Genomic DNA, 17,405 nt, shown 5'->3' with positions numbered 1-17,405 from the left:
TTGACCCATGTTCAAATATATTGGTGACATCGTTAAGGGTACGGGTACCCAGTTGCGCAGCCTGGTCATGGTCTTCGGCCACGGCTTTCGCAAGCGCGACACCCTGCAATACCCCGAAGAGCAGGTTTATCTTCCGCCCCGCTATCGCGGCCGCATCGTCCTGACCCGCGACCCCGATGGTGAAGAGCGCTGCGTGGCATGCAACCTGTGTGCAGTAGCCTGCCCCGTCGGCTGCATTTCGCTGCAGAAGGCAGAAACAGAGGACGGACGCTGGTACCCCGACTTCTTCCGCATCAACTTTTCGCGCTGCATCTTCTGCGGCCTGTGCGAAGAAGCCTGCCCGACAACCGCGATCCAGCTCACGCCGGACTTCGAGATGGCCGACTTCAAGCGTCAGGATCTGGTGTACGAGAAGGAAGACCTGCTGATCTCCGGACCCGGCAAGAACCCTGACTACAACTTCTATCGCGTTGCCGGTATGGCCATCGGCGGCAAGCCCAAGGGCTCCGCACAGAACGAAGCCGAGCCGATCAACGTCAAGAGCTTGCTGCCTTAAGGAAGTAAAGATGGAATTCGCTTTCTACTTCGCATCCGGTATCGCTGTTGTGTCCACCCTGCGGGTGATCACCAACACGAATCCGGTGCACGCCCTGCTCTACCTGATCATCTCGCTGATCGCCGTAGCAATGACGTTCTTCAGCCTCGGCGCTCCGTTCGCCGGCGTGCTGGAAGTCATTGCCTACGCGGGCGCAATCATGGTCCTGTTCGTGTTTGTGGTGATGATGCTGAACCTCGGCCCGGCCTCGGTTCAGCAGGAACGTGCCTGGCTAAAACCCGGCATCTGGATCGGCCCGGTCATTCTCGGCGCGCTGTTGCTGGCCGAGTTGCTGTATGTGCTGTTCGCCAACCCGACCGGCGCTGGTGTCGGTCACACCACGGTCGACGCCAAGGCAGTCGGCATCAGCCTGTTCGGGCCCTATCTGCTGGTGGTGGAACTCGCCTCGATGCTGTTGCTTGCAGCAGCCATCACGGCCTTCCATCTGGGCCGCAACGAGGCCAAGGAGCCAAGCCAATGAATGCTATCCCTCTTGAGCACGGTCTGGCGGTCGCCGGGGTCCTGTTCTGCCTGGGTCTGGTCGGCCTGATGGTGCGCCGTAACATTCTCTTCGTGTTGATGAGCCTGGAAATCATGATGAACGCCGCTGCACTGGCGTTCGTTGTGGCCGGCAGCCGTTGGGGGCAACCGGACGGGCAGGTGATGTTCATCCTGGTGATCAGCCTTGCGGCAGCCGAGGCCAGTATCGGCCTGGCGATCCTGATGCAACTGTATCGCCGCTTCCACACTCTCGATATCGATGCTGCCAGCGAGATGCGCGGATGAACCTTCTCTTTCTGACTTTCGTATTCCCCCTCATCGGTTTTCTGCTGCTGTCGTTCTCCCGTGGACGCATCTCGGAAAACCTCGCTGCGCTGATCGGTGTCGGCTCCATCGGCCTGTCAGCCATCGTCACGGCCTGGGTCATCTGGCAGTTCAACGTGGCACCACCTGAAGGCGGTCACTACACGCAGGTGCTGTGGCGCTGGATGGACGTCGATGGCTTCCAGCCCAACTTCGCGCTGTATCTGGACGGGCTGTCCGTCACGATGCTGGGCGTCGTGGTTGGTGTCGGCTTCCTGATCCACCTGTTCGCGTCCTGGTACATGCGCGGTGAAGCGGGCTACTCGCGCTTCTTCTCCTACACCAACCTGTTCATTGCCAGCATGCTGTTCCTGATCCTGGGCGACAACCTGCTGTTCATCTACTTCGGTTGGGAAGGCGTGGGCCTGTGCAGCTATCTGTTGATCGGTTTCTATTACAGCAACCGCAACAACGGCAACGCAGCCCTCAAAGCGTTCATCGTCACACGTATCGGTGACGTGTTCATGGCTATCGGCTTGTTCATCCTGTTCCAGCAATTGGGCACGCTCAATGTGCAGGAACTGCTGGTCCGGGCGCCGGAACACTTCAAGGTCGGCGATTTCTGGATCGTGCTGGCGACCTTGATGCTGTTGGGCGGTGCGGTCGGTAAATCTGCACAGCTGCCACTGCAAACCTGGCTGGCGGATGCGATGGCCGGTCCTACTCCTGTTTCGGCGCTGATCCACGCAGCGACCATGGTCACGGCGGGCGTCTACCTGATTGCGCGTACTCATGGCCTGTTCGCACTGGCACCTGACATCCTGCATCTGGTCGGCATTGTCGGCGGCGTCACGCTGGTTCTGGCGGGGTTCGCCGCACTGGTGCAGACCGACATCAAGCGTATCCTCGCCTACTCGACCATGAGCCAGATCGGTTACATGTTCCTGGCACTGGGCGTTGGCGCCTGGGAAGGCGCGATCTTCCACCTGATGACCCACGCCTTCTTCAAGGCGCTGCTGTTCCTTGCTTCCGGTGCGGTGATCGTTGCCTGCCACCACGAGCAGAACATCTTCAAGATGGGCGGCCTGTGGAAGAAACTGCCATTGGCCTACGCCAGCTTCATCGTCGGTGGCGCTGCTCTTTCCGCCCTGCCGCTGCTGACGGCGGGCTTCTACTCCAAGGACGAAATTCTCTGGGAAGCATTTGCCAGCGGTAACAATGGCTTGTTGTATGCCGGTCTGGTGGGCGCGTTCATGACGTCGCTGTACACCTTCCGTCTGATCTTCATCGCGTTCCACGGTGAAGCCAAGACCGAAGCACACGCAGGTCACGGTATCGCTCACTGGCTGCCACTGTCGGTGCTGATCGTACTGTCGACGTTCATCGGCGCGTGGATCACTCCGCCCCTGGCCGGTGTGCTGCCGCAGAGCGTCGGCCATGCCGGTGGCGAAGCCAAGCACAGCCTGGAGATCGCCTCTGGCGCCATCGCGCTGGCCGGTATCCTGCTGGCAGCATTGCTGTTCCTCGGCAAGCGCCGCCTGGCGACGGCTATCGCCAACAGCGCTCCGGGCCGTTTCCTCTCGGCCTGGTGGTTCGCGGCATGGGGCTTCGACTGGATCTACGACAAGCTGTTCGTCAAGCCGTATCTGGCAATCAGCCATGTACTGCGTAGTGATCCGTTCGACCGCACCATCGGCTTGATCCCACGTCTGGTCAAAGGCGGTCATGACACCATGAGCCGCACCGAGACCGGCCAGTTGCGTTGGTATGCTGCCTCGATCGCCGTGGGTGCCGTTCTGGTACTCGGTGCCGTCGTTCTGGTTGCGATCTGATATGAACCTTGCGAATTTGCGAAAGGAATTGAGCCCGTCATGATTCTGCCCTGGCTAATCCTGATCCCCTTCATCGGCGGCCTGCTGTGCTGGCTGGGTGAGCGCTTCGGCTCTACCCTGCCGCGCTGGATTGCGTTGCTGACAATGACCCTGGAACTGGTTCTCGGCCTCTGGCTGTGGGCTACCGGCAACTTCGGCTACGCGCCGGTGCCGGGTGCCGATCCGACCTGGACCCTGGAATTCCACCATCCGTGGATCACCCGCTTCGGCAGCGACGTGCATCTGGCACTCGATGGCCTGTCGCTGCTGATGATCCTGCTGACCGGCCTTCTGGGTGTGCTGTCGGTGCTGTGCTCGTGGAAGGAAATCCAGCGCAAGGTCGGTTTCTTCTACCTTAACCTGATGTGGATCCTGGGCGGTGTCGTCGGCGTGTTCCTGGCCATCGACCTGTTCATGTTCTTCTTCTTCTGGGAAATGATGCTGGTGCCGATGTATTTCCTCATCGCGCTCTGGGGTCACAGTTCTTCGGATGGGAAGAAAACCCGTATCTACGCAGCCACCAAGTTCTTCATCTTCACTCAGGCCAGCGGCCTGATCATGCTGGTGGCGATCCTGGGTCTGGTGCTGGTGCACTTCAATCAGACCGGCGTGATCACCTTTGCCTACGCCGACCTGCTGAAGACCAAACTGGCACCGGGCACCGAGTACATCCTGATGCTGGGCTTCTTCATTGCCTTCGCCGTCAAGCTGCCGGTGGTGCCGTTGCACTCCTGGCTGCCGGATGCGCATGCCCAGGCACCGACTGCAGGCTCCGTCGACCTGGCGGGTATCCTGCTGAAGACGGCGGCTTACGGCCTGCTGCGCTTTGCCCTGCCGCTGTTCCCCAACGCATCGGCCGAGTTCGCACCGATTGCCATGACGCTGGGGCTGGTCGGTATCTTCTACGGCGCATTCCTGGCATTTGCCCAGACTGACATCAAGCGCCTGATCGCGTTCTCCAGCGTTTCGCACATGGGCTTCGTACTGATCGGTATCTACTCGGGCAGCCAGCAAGCGCTGCAAGGCGTACTGATCCAGATGATCGCCCACGGTCTTTCGGCTGCGGCACTGTTCATTCTCAGTGGTCAGCTGTACGAGCGCCTGCACACCCGCGACATGCGTGAGATGGGCGGCCTGTGGTCACGCATCGCTTACATCCCGGCCATCAGCCTGTTCTTTGCCGCCGCCTCTCTGGGTCTGCCGGGCACTGGCAACTTCGTCGGCGAGTTCCTGATTCTGCTGGGCAGCTTCGCCAGCTCACCATGGATCACGGCGATCGCCACCTCCGGTCTGGTATTTGGTTCTGTCTACTCGCTGATCATGATCCACCGCGCCTACTTCGGCCCGTCGAAGTCCGACGAGGTTCTGAAGGGCATGGACGGACGGGAAATGATCATGGTGCTGGGCCTTGCCGTGTTGCTGGTCGTGCTCGGGGTGTTCCCGCAGCCGTTCCTCGACACTTCGGCAGCGACCATGCACGGCGTGCAGCAATGGCTAGGCACTGCCTTCACTCAACTCGCTTCGGCCCGGTAAGAGCGCTATGGACCTGACGATTCAACACTTTATTGCGCTTGCGCCACTGCTGATCACCAGCCTCACCATTGTCGTGGTGATGCTGGCGATCGCATGGCGCCGCAATCACTCGCAAACGTTCCTGCTTTCGGTAGCAGGCCTCAACCTGGCCCTGCTGTCGATCTATCCAGCACTGAAAGTTGCCCCTCTGGTCGTGACGCCACTGCTGCATATCGACAACTTTGCCTGCCTGTACATGGCGATCATCCTCGCCTCTACCCTCGCTTGCGTGACCATGGCGCACGCCTATCTGGGTGACGGCAAGGCCGGGTATCCGGGCAATCGCGAAGAGCTTTACCTGCTGATCCTGCTGGCAGCGGCCGGTGGGCTGGTGCTGGTCAGTGCTCGGCATCTGGCGGGCCTGTTCATCGGCCTGGAACTGCTGTCGGTGCCGGTCTACGGGCTGGTGGCTTATGCCTTCTTCAATAAGCGCTCGCTGGAAGGCGGCATCAAGTACATGGTCCTGTCGGCCGCAGGGTCCGCGTTCCTGCTCTTCGGTATGGCGCTGCTGTACGCAGAGGCAGGTTCGCTGAGCTTCGACGGTATCGGCAAGGCCATCGCAGCGACCGGTATGCCGAGCCCGATTGCCAGCCTGGGTCTGGGCATGATGGTAGTCGGCCTGGCCTTCAAGTTGTCACTGGTACCTTTCCACCTGTGGACCCCGGACGTTTACGAAGGCGCCCCTGCGCCGGTCGCGGCCTTCCTGGCAACCGCCAGCAAGGTGGCGGTATTTGCGGTACTGGTGCGTCTGTTCCAGATTTCACCGGCAGCCAGCAGCGGTGTCCTGCATGACGTACTGGCAGTCATCGCCGTAGCGTCGATCCTGGTCGGCAACCTGCTTGCGCTGACTCAGACCAACCTCAAGCGTCTGCTGGGCTACTCCTCCATCGCTCACTTCGGTTACCTGATGATTGCGCTGGTGGCCAGCAAAGGCATGGCGGTCGAGGCGATTGGTGTCTATCTGGCAACTTACGTCCTCACTTCGCTGGGCAGCTTCGGCGTGATCACCATGATGTCTTCGCCTTACAGCGGACGTGATGCCGACGCGATGTTCGAATACCGCGGTCTGTTCTGGCGTCGCCCTTACCTGACGGCAGTCATGACCCTGATGATGCTGTCGCTGGCAGGTATCCCGCTTACCGCTGGTTTCATCGGCAAGTTCTATATCATCGCCACCGGTGTCGAATCGCAGCTGTGGTGGCTGATCGGGGCGTTGGTCATCGGTAGCGCCATCGGCGTGTTCTATTACCTGCGTGTGATGGTCACCATGTATCTGGTCGACAACAAGCTTCCTCGCCACGACGCAGCCATCAACTGGGCTCAGCGCACAGGTGGTGTGATGCTGCTGGCCGTTGCGATCCTGACCTTCGTGCTGGGTGTTTACCCGCAACCGCTGCTCGATCTGGTGGTCAATGCCGGTCTGCACGTAGCAGGCTGATCCTGCGCAAACGCAAAGCCCTGCTCTTGAGCAGGGCTTTTTTTGTCTCCGAAAACGGCTGGAACGGCTACCCGGCAACGCTTTTCGCGGAACGCACAGCGCCTGGGGATAGGCCCACCGTTCTTTTGAATGCACGGCTGAAGGCGGCCAATGAACCGTAACCCAGTTGACTGGCAACAGCCTCCAGAGAACAGTGTTCGCGGCTCAGGCGGTGAAACGCCAGGCGCATTCTCAGCTCCGTCAGGTACTGCAATGGCGGCATACCCGTTGCCTCGAGAAAGCGCTGTGCGAACACAGAGCGGGAATGCCTGGCCTCATGGGCAAGCGTGGCCACCGTCCAGCGTCTGCCTGGACGCTGGTGCATCATGACGATGGCGCGACTCAGCCGAGGGTCTTGCAAAGCACCGAGCCAGCCTGTGGCATTCCCACAGCCACCCGCGACCCAGCCACGCACCAGCAGCGCGGCCACGACTTCAGCAAGACGTGCCAGAATGCCTGCGTGCCCGGCCTGTAGCATCAAGGCTTCACGCTCCATTGCCGCGAGCATGGGCCGCAGCTCGGGGCACGTTTCCAGCAGAGTACTGACCTGCATGACATCCGGCATGGCGGCAACAAGCGGCTGCATGCCGCCCAGTTCCAACTCCATGCAACAGCTGAAGATAATCGCCCGATCAACCGCTCCGCCCTCCTCGGCATCAGCCCGATCGTGAACGCCATCGCTGATGCCGGTAGACGGATCAAACAGCTGTACATCGCTTGCAGCCGTGTCTTCGGCCGTCAACACAGCGTGGTGCCCACCGCGCGGAATAAGAACCGCGTCGCCGGTATCGAGCCTGTACAGAACGCTCTCAGCGCTGCGTAGCCAGACCGGCCCACGCCCGACGAAATGAAACTGCGCTCGTCCGATTGCGTTAGTGAAGCCAACACCCAGAGGCGGCACAACTTCCAGCCTGCGGAATTGAACGCCGAAAAGACGCATACCGAGCAGCAGCTCGCTGATGGGGTCATTTGACGGGGCTTGCATGGAGAGAGGCCACTTCGAGTTCAGGACGATCAATCAATTTATCAGGATTTTACGTCATAGACCGTCCTGCGTCATCGACCTACAGTGCGCCCATCACTTCTACCGCGTGGAAATAGCCTCATGAATCACATTCGCTTCGTTCACCTGCTGCGCAATACCTTGCTTGCTGCGCTGCTGACCGGACTATCGTCACTGGCCCTGGCAGTAGACAAACACTACACCGTCACAGCCCCTGACGGCGTCAAACTCGCTGTGCAGGAATCAGGCGATCCGAACGGCCCGGCCCTGATTTTCATTCACGGTCTGCTGGGCAGTCGCCTCAATTGGGAAAAGCAGATCGCCAGTCCCCAACTGCAGCGCTACCGAATGATTACCTATGACCTGCGCGGTCACGGGCTTTCCGACAAGCCCGACAGTGTCGAGGCGTACCGTAACGGGCGTCGCTATGCGGACGACCTGGCAGCGGTACTTGAAGCCACTACAAGCAAGCGTCCGGTATTGGTCGGCTGGTCATTGGGCGGCGTGGTCATGTCCAACTACCTCGCCGCCTATGGTGACGCGAAGATCGGCGGCGTTGTGTATGTTGATGGTGTCATCGAGCTTAACGCGGCCCTGATTACAGCCCACCCTCATCTATATGCCGGCCTGAGTTCAGAGGACCTGAAAACCCACCTTGATGCAGTACGTACCTTTCTCGGACTGTGCTTCCACACACAACCGGACGCACCGACTTTCGAGCGGCTGGTGTCGAGTGCTGCGATGGCATCGTGGGCAATGACCCGTGCTACGCCTGCAATGACTGTCGATGTGGCCGAAGGCCTGCCCAAGGCAAAGGTGCCGGTATTGATGCTGTATGGCGGCAAGGATGAACTGGTCAACCTTCAGCCCAGCATCGCACGCGCTCGGCAGCTCAATCCTCGAATTCAATCGAAGGTGTACGAAAACTCAGGCCACGCGCCATTTTTGGAAGAAGCATCGCGCTTCAATACCGATCTGGCCGCCTTCATGGACTCGGCTGCGATCGCGGCAAAAAGCTCAGAATGAGACCTGCTCTCATGCGCGGGTCTGTGTCGACCACGCGACCTGCCAATGTCAGCCTGGCAGTCTCACGGGTTTCTTGGAGCCGGAGCCGCTGAACAATCCCCAACTGGAGATGAACAGCGCAGCCACCAGGGGTCCGATCACAAAGCCGTTCAGACCAAAGACCGACATGCCGCCAAGCGTGGAAATAAGGATCAGGTAGTCCGGCATTTTGGTGTCTTTGCCCACCAGGATGGGGCGCAGTACGTTATCCACCAGACCGATCACGAAGACGCCAAACAAGCCCAGCACCACGCCTTGCCAGATCATGCCGCTGAGCAGGAAGTAGACCGCCACTGGCGCCCAGACAATCCCGGCCCCTACCGCAGGCAACAGCGACAGGAACGCCATGATCACCGCCCACAGCAGCGCACTCGGGATGTCCAGCACCCAGAAGATGAAGCCACCCAGCGCACCTTGCGTCACCGCGACCACCACGTTGCCTTTGACCGTGGCACGTACCACTCGGGTGAACTTGAGCTGCAGACGACGCTTCTGCTGTTCGCCCAACGGGAAGGCCGTGCGGATCTTGCGCACCAGTTCCTGTCCGTCGCGCAGAAAAAAGTACAGCAGGTAGAGCATGATGAAGACGCTGACGACAAAGTCGAATGTGCCCTGCCCAAAGCTGAATGCCTGCGTCGCCAGGTACTGACTGCCCTGCATCGCACCCTTGGCGATTTTGTCGCGCAACCCTTCCAGGTCGCCCATGCCCAGACGATCAAGCAGCGCCTGAATGGAGTGCGGCAGCAGGTCCTTGAACTCGGCCAGATAGCCGGCAATATCCAGTTGCCCGGTCTCGACGTTCTTGTACAGCGTGGTGCCCTCCTGAACCAACAAGGCACTGATCACGATCACCGGCAGAATCGCGATGACCAGACAGATCGTCAGGGTGCACAGGGAGGTGAGATTGCGTGACCAGTTGAACTTGATCTGCAACTTGCGCTGCACAGGCGCGAAGATGATCCCGAGGATGACCGCCCAGAACACTGCGCCATAAAACGGCAGCAGAATCCATATGAAGGCAATGGTCACCAGTACCAGTAGCAGAATGAGGGTTTTGTATTGCAGCGTGGTTTCGTTCATGTCCTGTCCATGTCATTAGACCGCGCATCGCGCCCGGTCTAGAGCTTAGTCAGCACACGAGCGCACGAGTGCCATCTTCCATGACGGCAATATGACGGCGATGCCGGGTACAGGCTGTGGCAGGGGTTTACACCCCTGCCGGAGAGGTATCAGACCCTGAACTGACCGACCAGACCGTCCAGGCGTGCGCCGAGTTCGGCCAGGCTGCGTGATGTCTGGGCGCTTTGCCGGGTTTCATCGGCGACACTCTCGACTGCACCCGCGATCTGATGGACGCTGCGATTGATTTCCTCGGCAACCGCCGTCTGCTCTTCTGCGGCACTGGCGATCTGCGCGTTCATCGAATTGATGGTCGCGATCAGCTCGCCGATGCTCACCAGCGATGTACCGGCTTCGTTGGCCTGCGCCGAGGTGCCGTCGCCTGCTTCGCTGGAACGGCGCATGGCTGTCACCGCCTCCTGAGTGCCCTGCTGCAAGCGGTCGATCATGCCCTGGATCTCCTGCGTGCTCTGCTGTGTCCGGCTGGCCAGTGCCCGTACTTCGTCGGCGACCACGGCAAAACCGCGTCCTGCCTCCCCTGCCCTGGCGGCCTCGATGGCAGCATTGAGTGCCAGCAGGTTGGTCTGTTCGGCGATCGAGCGAATGACGCCCAGCACACTGACAATGGAAGAAACATCCTTCTGCAAGACGTCCAGTGAAGAGCCGCTTTTGCGGATGTCATCGACCAGCGCGTGAATCTGCCGAATGCTGCCATCCACCACGCGCTTGGCGGCTCGCCCTTGCTCGTCGGTCTGCTGAGCAGCAACGGACGCACCCTGTGCGCTCTTGGCAACCTCTTGAGCAGCAGCCGACATCTGATTGATTGCAGTAGCCACCTGATCGGTTTCGTGACGCTGCCGGTCCATGGCCGTTTCCGAGCGCTGTGCCTGCGAGCTGACTTCGCCGACCAGGCCATTGAGCTGCCCGGTCATTTCACTGATTTGACGAACCATGCCATGAATCTTGTCGACAAACCTGTTGAACGAGCCTGCCAGATCACCGAGCTCGTCATTGCTGGTAATCACCAGCCGACGAGTCAGGTCGCCTTCACCTGCCGCGATGTCATCCAGACTGTTTTTCATCAGGCCGAGCGGGCGCAGCAAAGTGCCTGTCAGCACTATTCCGATGATGCCGATAATGACCAGGACCAGAACAGTAATGCCGAGAATGCTGTAGAGCATCTCCTTCAAGCGTGCCTCGACACCCTGCCTGACCACGGCGACCTGAGCATCGATGCCATCGATATTGACGGCAGAGCCGATGACCAGATCCCATTTCGGCAGATAATCCGTATAGCCGATCTTGGGGACCGGTTCAGTCTTGCCAGGCAGGGCCGACGAGTACATTACATAGTGGGTGCCCGCCTTGCCGACCGCCACCAACTCGCGATTGATATAGACGCCGTTCGCATCACGGGCATCAGCAAAACTTTTGCCCACACCGTCAGGGCTGTTGCTTCTGAAAATCCGGATCACCTGAGAGTCGTAGCCAAAGATGTAACCATCCTTGCCGTAACTGACCGAGGAAAGCAGCTTGATAGCGTTGGCACGCGCAGCGTCGTCGCCGGGCGCGGCGGCATCGTAAAGTGGTTTGATGGCGGTCATGGCGATAGCAACGTAGTTTTGCAACGTTGCCTTGGCCTCGTTGAGTAAGCGCTCTCGCGTATCGCTGACCTCTCGCTCGGCCTGCCGATGCAGCATGAATACGGTCGTAGCGCTGATCACCAGCGCAAACATCAGAACCGGCAGGACTGCCAGCGACAGAACCTTGGCTTTCAGACTGAGACGCATAGGATTGGCCTTATGGTTATTTTTATAAGTCAGAGGTGCCCAATCAGGTTATCGGCACTCTCCGATGGACATTAAGACCTGTCGTGCCTTTTGTATGAAGACGCTGAACGATACTGGCTGACGCCCTAGGGGGCAGTCCGCTCGGGCAGGTCGATGCGTACCCGAAGCCCACCTGCCGGGCTCTCCTGCAGTTGCAGTTGACCGCCCCATGCCTCGACGATATCGCGCACGATACCCAGCCCCAGCCCGTGGCCGGTAATCTGCTCGTCAAGACGAGCGCCACGGCTGAACACTTCTGCGCGTTGCGCCTCCGGAATACCGGGTCCATCGTCATCCACCAACAGGCAGAAGCCCTGATCCTGACTGAGAATGTCCAGACGCACCTCGCTGTCGGCCCATTTGCAGGCATTGTCCAGCAGGTTGCCGAGCAGCTCGAGAATGTCCTCCCGATCCCACGGCAGATACGTGCCCGCCTCCACATCGTTGATCAATTGGAGATGAGCACCATGGATCATGCCCAGCGTGGAGAAAAGCCCGGGCAGTTCGGCGTCACAATCGAAGCGGGCTCCCGGTAGAGCGTCACCGGAGAGACGTGCGCGATTGAGCTCGCGCTCCAGACGCAGGCGGATATTTTCCAGCTGCTCCTGCAAGGTCCTGCGCAATCCAGGGTTGGCGTCCAATTGTCCGCTGAGGGCCAGGCTGAGCAAGACCGCGAGCGGTGTCTTCAAGGCATGTCCCAGATTACCCAGTGCGTTACGTGAGCGTTTCAGGCTGTCCTCGGTATGCGCAAGCAAGTGGTTGATCTGCGCCACCAGCGGCTCGAGTTCGAGGGGAACCTGGTTGTCCAGTTGTGAACGCTGGCCCTGCTGGAGCTGAAAAATCTGCTCGCGAACGGTTTCAAGCGGGCGAAGCGCTCTTCGCACGGTGATGCGTTGCAATACCAGCACCAGGATCAGCGCGGCCAGCCCAAGTCCCAGCCCGATCTGCTGCATGAGGCGAAAACTCGCCCTGACCGGTGTGTAATCCTGTGCGACGGTGATTGAAACCTCTTTGCCGAACTTGCGGTATTCGCTGGTCAGCATCAACAGCGATTGCCCGGTCTTGCCGAGCTCAAGATTGGCATGCAAACCTACCCCGGGCTGGGGCAACTCGAAATCCCACAGGGAACGGGAGCGCCAGTGCCCCTGCGGCAAGTCCATACGGAAGTAATGGCCGGACAGTGGACGCTGATAGGCACCGGACAAGCGATGGTCATCCAGTTGCAGCCCGGCAGGACCTCGCACCAGCGCTACCAGCAGGTTTTCACTCTCGTTGCGCAGACCTGACTCCAGGTAGCGCTGCAGGCCCACTTCGAACAGCCAGAGACTGGTCTGCGCCATCACCAGACCGACAACGACCATGACGGCGATCAGCCCCAGACTCAGACGTCGCTGTATGGATTTCAACCGCCGGCTCCGCCGTACAGATAGCCCTGACCGCGGCGTGTCTCGACGACTGCGCGGCCCAACTTGCGCCTCAGGTGATTGACATGGACTTCGATGACATTGGAATCACGCTCGTTTTCGCCATCGTACAAATGCTCTGACAGATGGCTTTTCGAGAGAATCTGTCCAGGGTGCAACATGAAATAACGCAGCAGACGAAACTCTGCCGAGGTGAGCTGGATATCCACGCCGTCCCGGCTGACGCATTGACGGCCTTCATCCAGATTAAGACCGGCGGATTCCAGCGTGGGCTGGTTGGCCAGCCCGTGCGAACGTCGCAGCAATGCCTGAATACGCAGTTGCAGTTCTTCAGGATGAAAAGGCTTGGTCAGGTAATCATCGGCACCTGCCTTCAAGCCTTCTATGCGCTCTGACCAGGAGCCGCGCGCGGTCAGAATCAACACGGGGGTCGCCAGACCTTTGCTGCGCCACTGCTGGAGAACCTCAAGCCCTGGCATGCCAGGCAGCCCCAGATCCAGAACGATCAGGTCATACGGCTCGCTTGCGCCTTGATGAACCGCATCGCGCCCGTCGGCCAGCCAGTCGACCGCGTAGCCTTGACGCCCCAGCGCAGCGAGCAGCTCATCGGCAAGGGGAACATGGTCTTCAACCAGTAGCAGGCGCATCAGTCATCGTCCTCGTCTTTCAGCAATCGGCTATCACGCGCATCGAACTTGAGCTCGCGGACAACGCCCTCAGGGGTCAGCAATTCAAACTCATACACGTACACATTATTCTTTTCCTCTAGCTCGGCCTCGAGCAGACGAGAGCCCGGATGAAGGCCCATCGCGCGCTCGATGAACTGTTCGAGAGGCAGGATGACCCCGCGCTGACGCAAACTGAGCGCTTCATCCTGATTCAGATCTCTGGCATACACAAAAGAGCAGGTCAGGCTCAAACCAAGGATGACACAGAGACGCTTGTCGACATTCATTAGTTATCCTGATGATTCCTGTAGACCTGGCCCGTGGCGGCGTCTATTTCGAGGACCCACTCAATACCCTGTTTGTCACGCAGCTCGACATTGTAAACGTACCTGCCGTATATGTTCTTGAACTGCGTGCCGATAATACTGGCATCGGGGTGTTTGCTCAGCGCTTTGGCGTCTAGTTTCTCAGCCGAATGAAGCGTACCTGCATCACTGAGGCGCAGCACTTCCTGCGGGTCGACGCCGCACGCCTGAATGAAACAGGACGTCAAAACCAATGTGAGGGCCGCCAGCAGGGTAGTCAGCGTTTTCATAGAGGGTATCCATAACGATCGGTGCTTCTATGGCGCCCACCTTAACCGGTACAACTTAACTCAAACTGAATAGATCTGGCCGAGTGCCATCAAACACTCTGACAGGTTCACCCTTGCATGGAGTTTCAGGCCATTGCTGTTAAACTCGCAGATTGCATTTATCGCGTCAGCGATCGCCATTTTTCCGGGGCCAATACACAGTGGAAATTTTCAAAGAATTTACCTTCGAGTCAGCACACCGCCTCCCCCACGTTCCAGAGGGGCACAAGTGTGGACGTCTGCACGGCCATTCGTTTCGTGTCGGCATTCATCTGGCCGGAAAGGTTGATCCGCATACCGGATGGATCCGGGACTTTTCGGAGATCAAGGCGATTTTCAAACCGCTGTACGAACGCCTTGATCATAACTACCTGAATGACATCCCGGGCCTGGAGAATCCAACCAGCGAAAACCTGGCGAAATGGATCTGGAATGAGTTGAAACCTCTGCTGCCGGAACTGTCGGCCGTCCGTATTCACGAGACGTGCACCAGCGGATGTGAATACCGCGGGGATTGATTGCCCTGAAAATAAAAAACCACCTTGCCGGTGGTTTTTTTGTGCCTGTCGATCGGAAGTACATGTTGAATGACGTGTTCTCACGCTGGTTTTTGCAGGCACTAGACAAACAAAAACCCTCAACGCGTAAGCGAAGAGGGTTTCTGGAATTCAATCTTGACGATGACCTACTCTCACATGCGGAAACCCCACACTACCATCGGCGATACATCGTTTCACTACTGAGTTCGGGATGGGATCAGGTGGTTCCAATGCTCTATGGTCGTCAAGAAATTCGGGTACCGAATCGTGCCGTGCGGCGCGCTTCAGCAAATCGGGTATGTGATGGTCGATTCAGGTGTCGTTCGTGACGCAAACTTTCGGTTCGTGTCGTCTTCACAGTCACCGCAATCTGGTCATTCGACGCAAATTGCTTGGGTGTTATATGGTCAAGCCTCACGGGCAATTAGTATTGGTTAGCTCAACGCCTCACAGCGCTTACACACCCAACCTATCAACGTCGTAGTCTTCGACGGCCCTTTAGGGAACTCAAGGTTCCAGTGAGATCTCATCTTGAGGCAAGTTTCCCGCTTAGATGCTTTCAGCGGTTATCTTTTCCGAACATAGCTACCCGGCAATGCCACTGGCGTGACAACCGGAACACCAGAGGTTCGTCCACTCCGGTCCTCTCGTACTAGGAGCAGCCCCTCTCAAATCTCAAACGTCCACGGCAGATAGGAACCGAACTGTCTCACGACGTTCTAAACCCAGCTCGCGTACCACTTTAAATGGCGAACAGCCATACCCTTGGGACCGGCTTCAGCCCCAGGATGTGATGAGCCGACATCGAGGTGCCAAACACCGCCGTCGATATGAACTCTTGGGCGGTATCAGCCTGTTATCCCCGGAGTACCTTTTATCCGTTGAGCGATGGCCCTTCCATACAGAACCACCGGATCACTAAGACCTACTTTCGTACCTGCTCGACGTGTCTGTCTCGCAGTCAAGCGCGCTTTTGCCTTTATACTCTACGACCGATTTCCGACCGGTCTGAGCGCACCTTCGTACTCCTCCGTTACTCTTTAGGAGGAGACCGCCCCAGTCAAACTACCCACCATACACTGTCCTCGATCCGGATAACGGACCTGAGTTAGAACCTCAAAGTTGCCAGGGTGGTATTTCAAGGTTGGCTCCACGCGAACTGGCGTCCACGCTTCAAAGCCTCCCACCTATCCTACACAAGCAAATTCAAAGTCCAGTGCAAAGCTATAGTAAAGGTTCACGGGGTCTTTCCGTCTAGCCGCGGATACACTGCATCTTCACAGCGATTTCAATTTCACTGAGTCTCGGGTGGAGACAGCGCCGCCATCGTTACGCCATTCGTGCAGGTCGGAACTTACCCGACAAGGAATTTCGCTACCTTAGGACCGTTATAGTTACGGCCGCCGTTTACCGGGGCTTCGATCAAGAGCTTCGCTTGCGCTAACCCCATCAATTAACCTTCCGGCACCGGGCAGGCGTCACACCCTATACGTCCACTTTCGTGTTTGCAGAGTGCTGTGTTTTTAATAAACAGTCGCAGCGGCCTGGTATCTTCGACCGGCAGGGGCTTACGCAGTAAATGCTTCACCTCCACCGGCGCACCTTCTCCCGAAGTTACGGTGCCATTTTGCCTAGTTCCTTCACCCGAGTTCTCTCAAGCGCCTTGGTATTCTCTACCCAACCACCTGTGTCGGTTTGGGGTACGGTTCCTGGTTACCTGAAGCTTAGAAGCTTTTCTTGGAAGCATGGCATCAACCACTTCGTGTTCTAAAAGAACACTCGTCATCAGCTCTCGGCCTTAAGATCCCGGATTTACCTAAGATCTCAGCCTACCACCTTAAACCTGGACTACCAACGCCAGGCTGGCCTAGCCTTCTCCGTCCCTCCATCGCAATAACCAGAAGTACAGGAATATTAACCTGTTTTCCATCGACTACGCTTTTCAGCCTCGCCTTAGGGACCGACTAACCCTGCGTCGATTAACGTTGCGCAGGAAACCTTGGTCTTTCGGCGTGGGTGTTTTTCACACCCATTGTCGTTACTCATGTCAGCATTCGCACTTCTGATACCTCCAGCAAGCTTCTCAACTCACCTTCACAGGCTTACAGAACGCTCCTCTACCGCATCATCAAAAGATGATACCCGTAGCTTCGGTGCATGGTTTGAGCCCCGTTACATCTTCCGCGCAGGCCGACTCGACTAGTGAGCTATTACGCTTTCTTTAAAGGGTGGCTGCTTCTAAGCCAACCTCCTAGCTGTCTAAGCCTTCCCACATCGTTTCCCACTTAACCATGACTTTGGGACCTTAGCTGACGGTCTGGGTTGTTTCCCTTTTCACGACGGACGTTAGCACCCGCCGTGTGTCTCCCATGCTCGGCACTTGTAGGTATTCGGAGTTTGCATCGGTTTGGTAAGTCGGGATGACCCCCTAGCCGAAACAGTGCTCTACCCCCTACAGTGATACATGAGGCGCTACCTAAATAGCTTTCGAGGAGAACCAGCTATCTCCGAGCTTGATTAGCCTTTCACTCCGATCCACAGGTCATCCGCTAACTTTTCAACGGTAGTCGGTTCGGTCCTCCAGTTAGTGTTACCCAACCTTCAACCTGCCCATGGATAGATCGCCCGGTTTCGGGTCTATTCCCAGCGACTAGACGCCCTATTAAGACTCGCTTTCGCTACGCCTCCCCTATTCGGTTAAGCTCGCCACTGAAAATAAGTCGCTGACCCATTATACAAAAGGTACGCAGTCACCCAACAAAGTGGGCTCCCACTGCTTGTACGCATACGGTTTCAGGATCTATT

The 17,405-nt window shown here is 58.0% G+C and carries 15 protein-coding genes, 2 rRNA genes and 1 pseudogene (1 of these 18 running past the window's edge); 8 read left to right on the top strand and 10 right to left on the bottom strand.

The genetic code is table 11. The features are described from left to right. The first annotated feature begins 7 nt into the window (after window positions 1–7). Genes nuoI through nuoN form a run of 6 tightly spaced genes read left to right on the top strand, consistent with a single transcriptional unit; the run spans window position 8 to window position 6,280 of the window. Complete coding sequence (gene nuoI, locus PCPL58_RS12950; protein ID WP_002554018.1) at window positions 8–556, top strand: NADH-quinone oxidoreductase subunit NuoI; 549 nt, start codon at window positions 8–10, stop codon at window positions 554–556. A gap of 10 nt (window positions 557–566) precedes the next feature. Beyond that, window positions 567–1,076 carry an NADH-quinone oxidoreductase subunit J gene (gene nuoJ / locus PCPL58_RS12945; protein WP_003317979.1) on the top strand — a complete coding sequence of 170 codons (510 nt, stop codon included), beginning with the start codon at window positions 567–569 and terminating at the stop codon, window positions 1,074–1,076. After that, a complete protein-coding gene (nuoK, locus tag PCPL58_RS12940; protein ID WP_003317980.1) occupies window positions 1,073–1,381 on the top strand; it encodes an NADH-quinone oxidoreductase subunit NuoK in 309 nt (102 codons plus the stop codon). Before nuoJ ends, nuoK begins: the two co-directional genes overlap by 4 nt. Continuing rightward, the gene (gene nuoL / locus PCPL58_RS12935; RefSeq protein WP_024663375.1) at window positions 1,378–3,231 is read left to right on the top strand and encodes an NADH-quinone oxidoreductase subunit L; all 1,854 of its coding nucleotides are present in this window, start codon (window positions 1,378–1,380) and stop codon (window positions 3,229–3,231) included. The genes nuoK and nuoL overlap by 4 nt, the downstream gene beginning before the upstream one ends. Window positions 3,232–3,270: 39 nt before the next feature. Then, on the top strand, window positions 3,271–4,803 hold the full coding sequence (nuoM, locus tag PCPL58_RS12930; RefSeq protein ID WP_065349563.1) for an NADH-quinone oxidoreductase subunit M: 1,533 nt from the start codon (window positions 3,271–3,273) through the stop codon (window positions 4,801–4,803). A gap of 7 nt (window positions 4,804–4,810) precedes the next feature. After that, a complete protein-coding gene (gene nuoN, locus PCPL58_RS12925) occupies window positions 4,811–6,280 on the top strand; it encodes an NADH-quinone oxidoreductase subunit NuoN (protein ID WP_065349562.1) in 1,470 nt (489 codons plus the stop codon). A gap of 67 nt (window positions 6,281–6,347) precedes the next feature. Here nuoN and PCPL58_RS12920 read toward each other — a convergent pair whose 3' ends face one another. Continuing rightward, the gene (locus PCPL58_RS12920; protein ID WP_065349561.1) at window positions 6,348–7,304 is read right to left on the bottom strand and encodes an AraC family transcriptional regulator; all 957 of its coding nucleotides are present in this window, start codon (window positions 7,302–7,304) and stop codon (window positions 6,348–6,350) included. Window positions 7,305–7,424: 120 nt separating this feature from the next. On the opposite strand from PCPL58_RS12920, the gene PCPL58_RS12915 reads away from it, so the two are divergent. Continuing rightward, window positions 7,425–8,348: an alpha/beta fold hydrolase gene (locus PCPL58_RS12915; RefSeq protein ID WP_065349560.1), complete on the top strand. Its 924-nt coding sequence runs from the start codon at window positions 7,425–7,427 to the stop codon at window positions 8,346–8,348. A gap of 48 nt (window positions 8,349–8,396) precedes the next feature. Here PCPL58_RS12915 and PCPL58_RS12910 read toward each other — a convergent pair whose 3' ends face one another. From PCPL58_RS12910 to PCPL58_RS12885, 7 genes and pseudogenes are all read right to left on the bottom strand, one after another. Next, window positions 8,397–9,467 carry an AI-2E family transporter gene (locus PCPL58_RS12910; RefSeq protein WP_003371712.1) on the bottom strand — a complete coding sequence of 357 codons (1,071 nt, stop codon included), beginning with the start codon at window positions 9,465–9,467 and terminating at the stop codon, window positions 8,397–8,399. 149 nt (window positions 9,468–9,616) lie between these two features. Next, the gene (locus tag PCPL58_RS32635; RefSeq protein ID WP_371914162.1) at window positions 9,617–10,372 is read right to left on the bottom strand and encodes a methyl-accepting chemotaxis protein; all 756 of its coding nucleotides are present in this window, start codon (window positions 10,370–10,372) and stop codon (window positions 9,617–9,619) included. A 102-nt stretch (window positions 10,373–10,474) separates the two neighbouring features. Then, window positions 10,475–11,206: pseudogene (locus PCPL58_RS32630) on the bottom strand (cache domain-containing protein); the annotation flags it as partial. A gap of 215 nt (window positions 11,207–11,421) precedes the next feature. Beyond that, window positions 11,422–12,741, bottom strand: coding sequence for a sensor histidine kinase (locus tag PCPL58_RS12900; RefSeq protein ID WP_058417271.1), 1,320 nt, complete (start codon window positions 12,739–12,741; stop codon window positions 11,422–11,424). Beyond that, window positions 12,738–13,406: a response regulator transcription factor gene (locus tag PCPL58_RS12895; protein ID WP_003349419.1), complete on the bottom strand. Its 669-nt coding sequence runs from the start codon at window positions 13,404–13,406 to the stop codon at window positions 12,738–12,740. The genes PCPL58_RS12900 and PCPL58_RS12895 overlap by 4 nt, the downstream gene beginning before the upstream one ends. Continuing rightward, entirely contained in the window at window positions 13,406–13,714 is a 309-nt protein-coding gene (locus PCPL58_RS12890) for a PepSY domain-containing protein (protein WP_003317989.1), read from the bottom strand. The genes PCPL58_RS12895 and PCPL58_RS12890 overlap by 1 nt, the downstream gene beginning before the upstream one ends. After that, the gene (locus tag PCPL58_RS12885; RefSeq protein WP_065349559.1) at window positions 13,714–14,022 is read right to left on the bottom strand and encodes a PepSY domain-containing protein; all 309 of its coding nucleotides are present in this window, start codon (window positions 14,020–14,022) and stop codon (window positions 13,714–13,716) included. Before PCPL58_RS12885 ends, PCPL58_RS12890 begins: the two co-directional genes overlap by 1 nt. Before the next feature lie 200 nt (window positions 14,023–14,222). On the opposite strand from PCPL58_RS12885, the gene queD reads away from it, so the two are divergent. Beyond that, complete coding sequence (queD, locus tag PCPL58_RS12880; protein WP_003317991.1) at window positions 14,223–14,579, top strand: 6-carboxytetrahydropterin synthase QueD; 357 nt, start codon at window positions 14,223–14,225, stop codon at window positions 14,577–14,579. Window positions 14,580–14,733: 154 nt separating this feature from the next. On the opposite strand, the gene rrf is transcribed toward queD, so the two are convergent. Next, window positions 14,734–14,849, bottom strand: a 5S ribosomal RNA gene (gene rrf, locus PCPL58_RS12875). A gap of 154 nt (window positions 14,850–15,003) precedes the next feature. Next, a 23S ribosomal RNA gene (locus tag PCPL58_RS12870) occupies window positions 15,004–17,405 on the bottom strand; it runs 492 nt beyond the window's last position.

The organism is Pseudomonas cerasi (genome assembly GCF_900074915.1).
Lineage (GTDB): Bacteria > Pseudomonadota > Gammaproteobacteria > Pseudomonadales > Pseudomonadaceae > Aquipseudomonas > Aquipseudomonas cerasi.
Note: the sequence above shows the minus strand (reverse complement) of the source record. Positions and strands in the feature narration are given on the sequence as shown.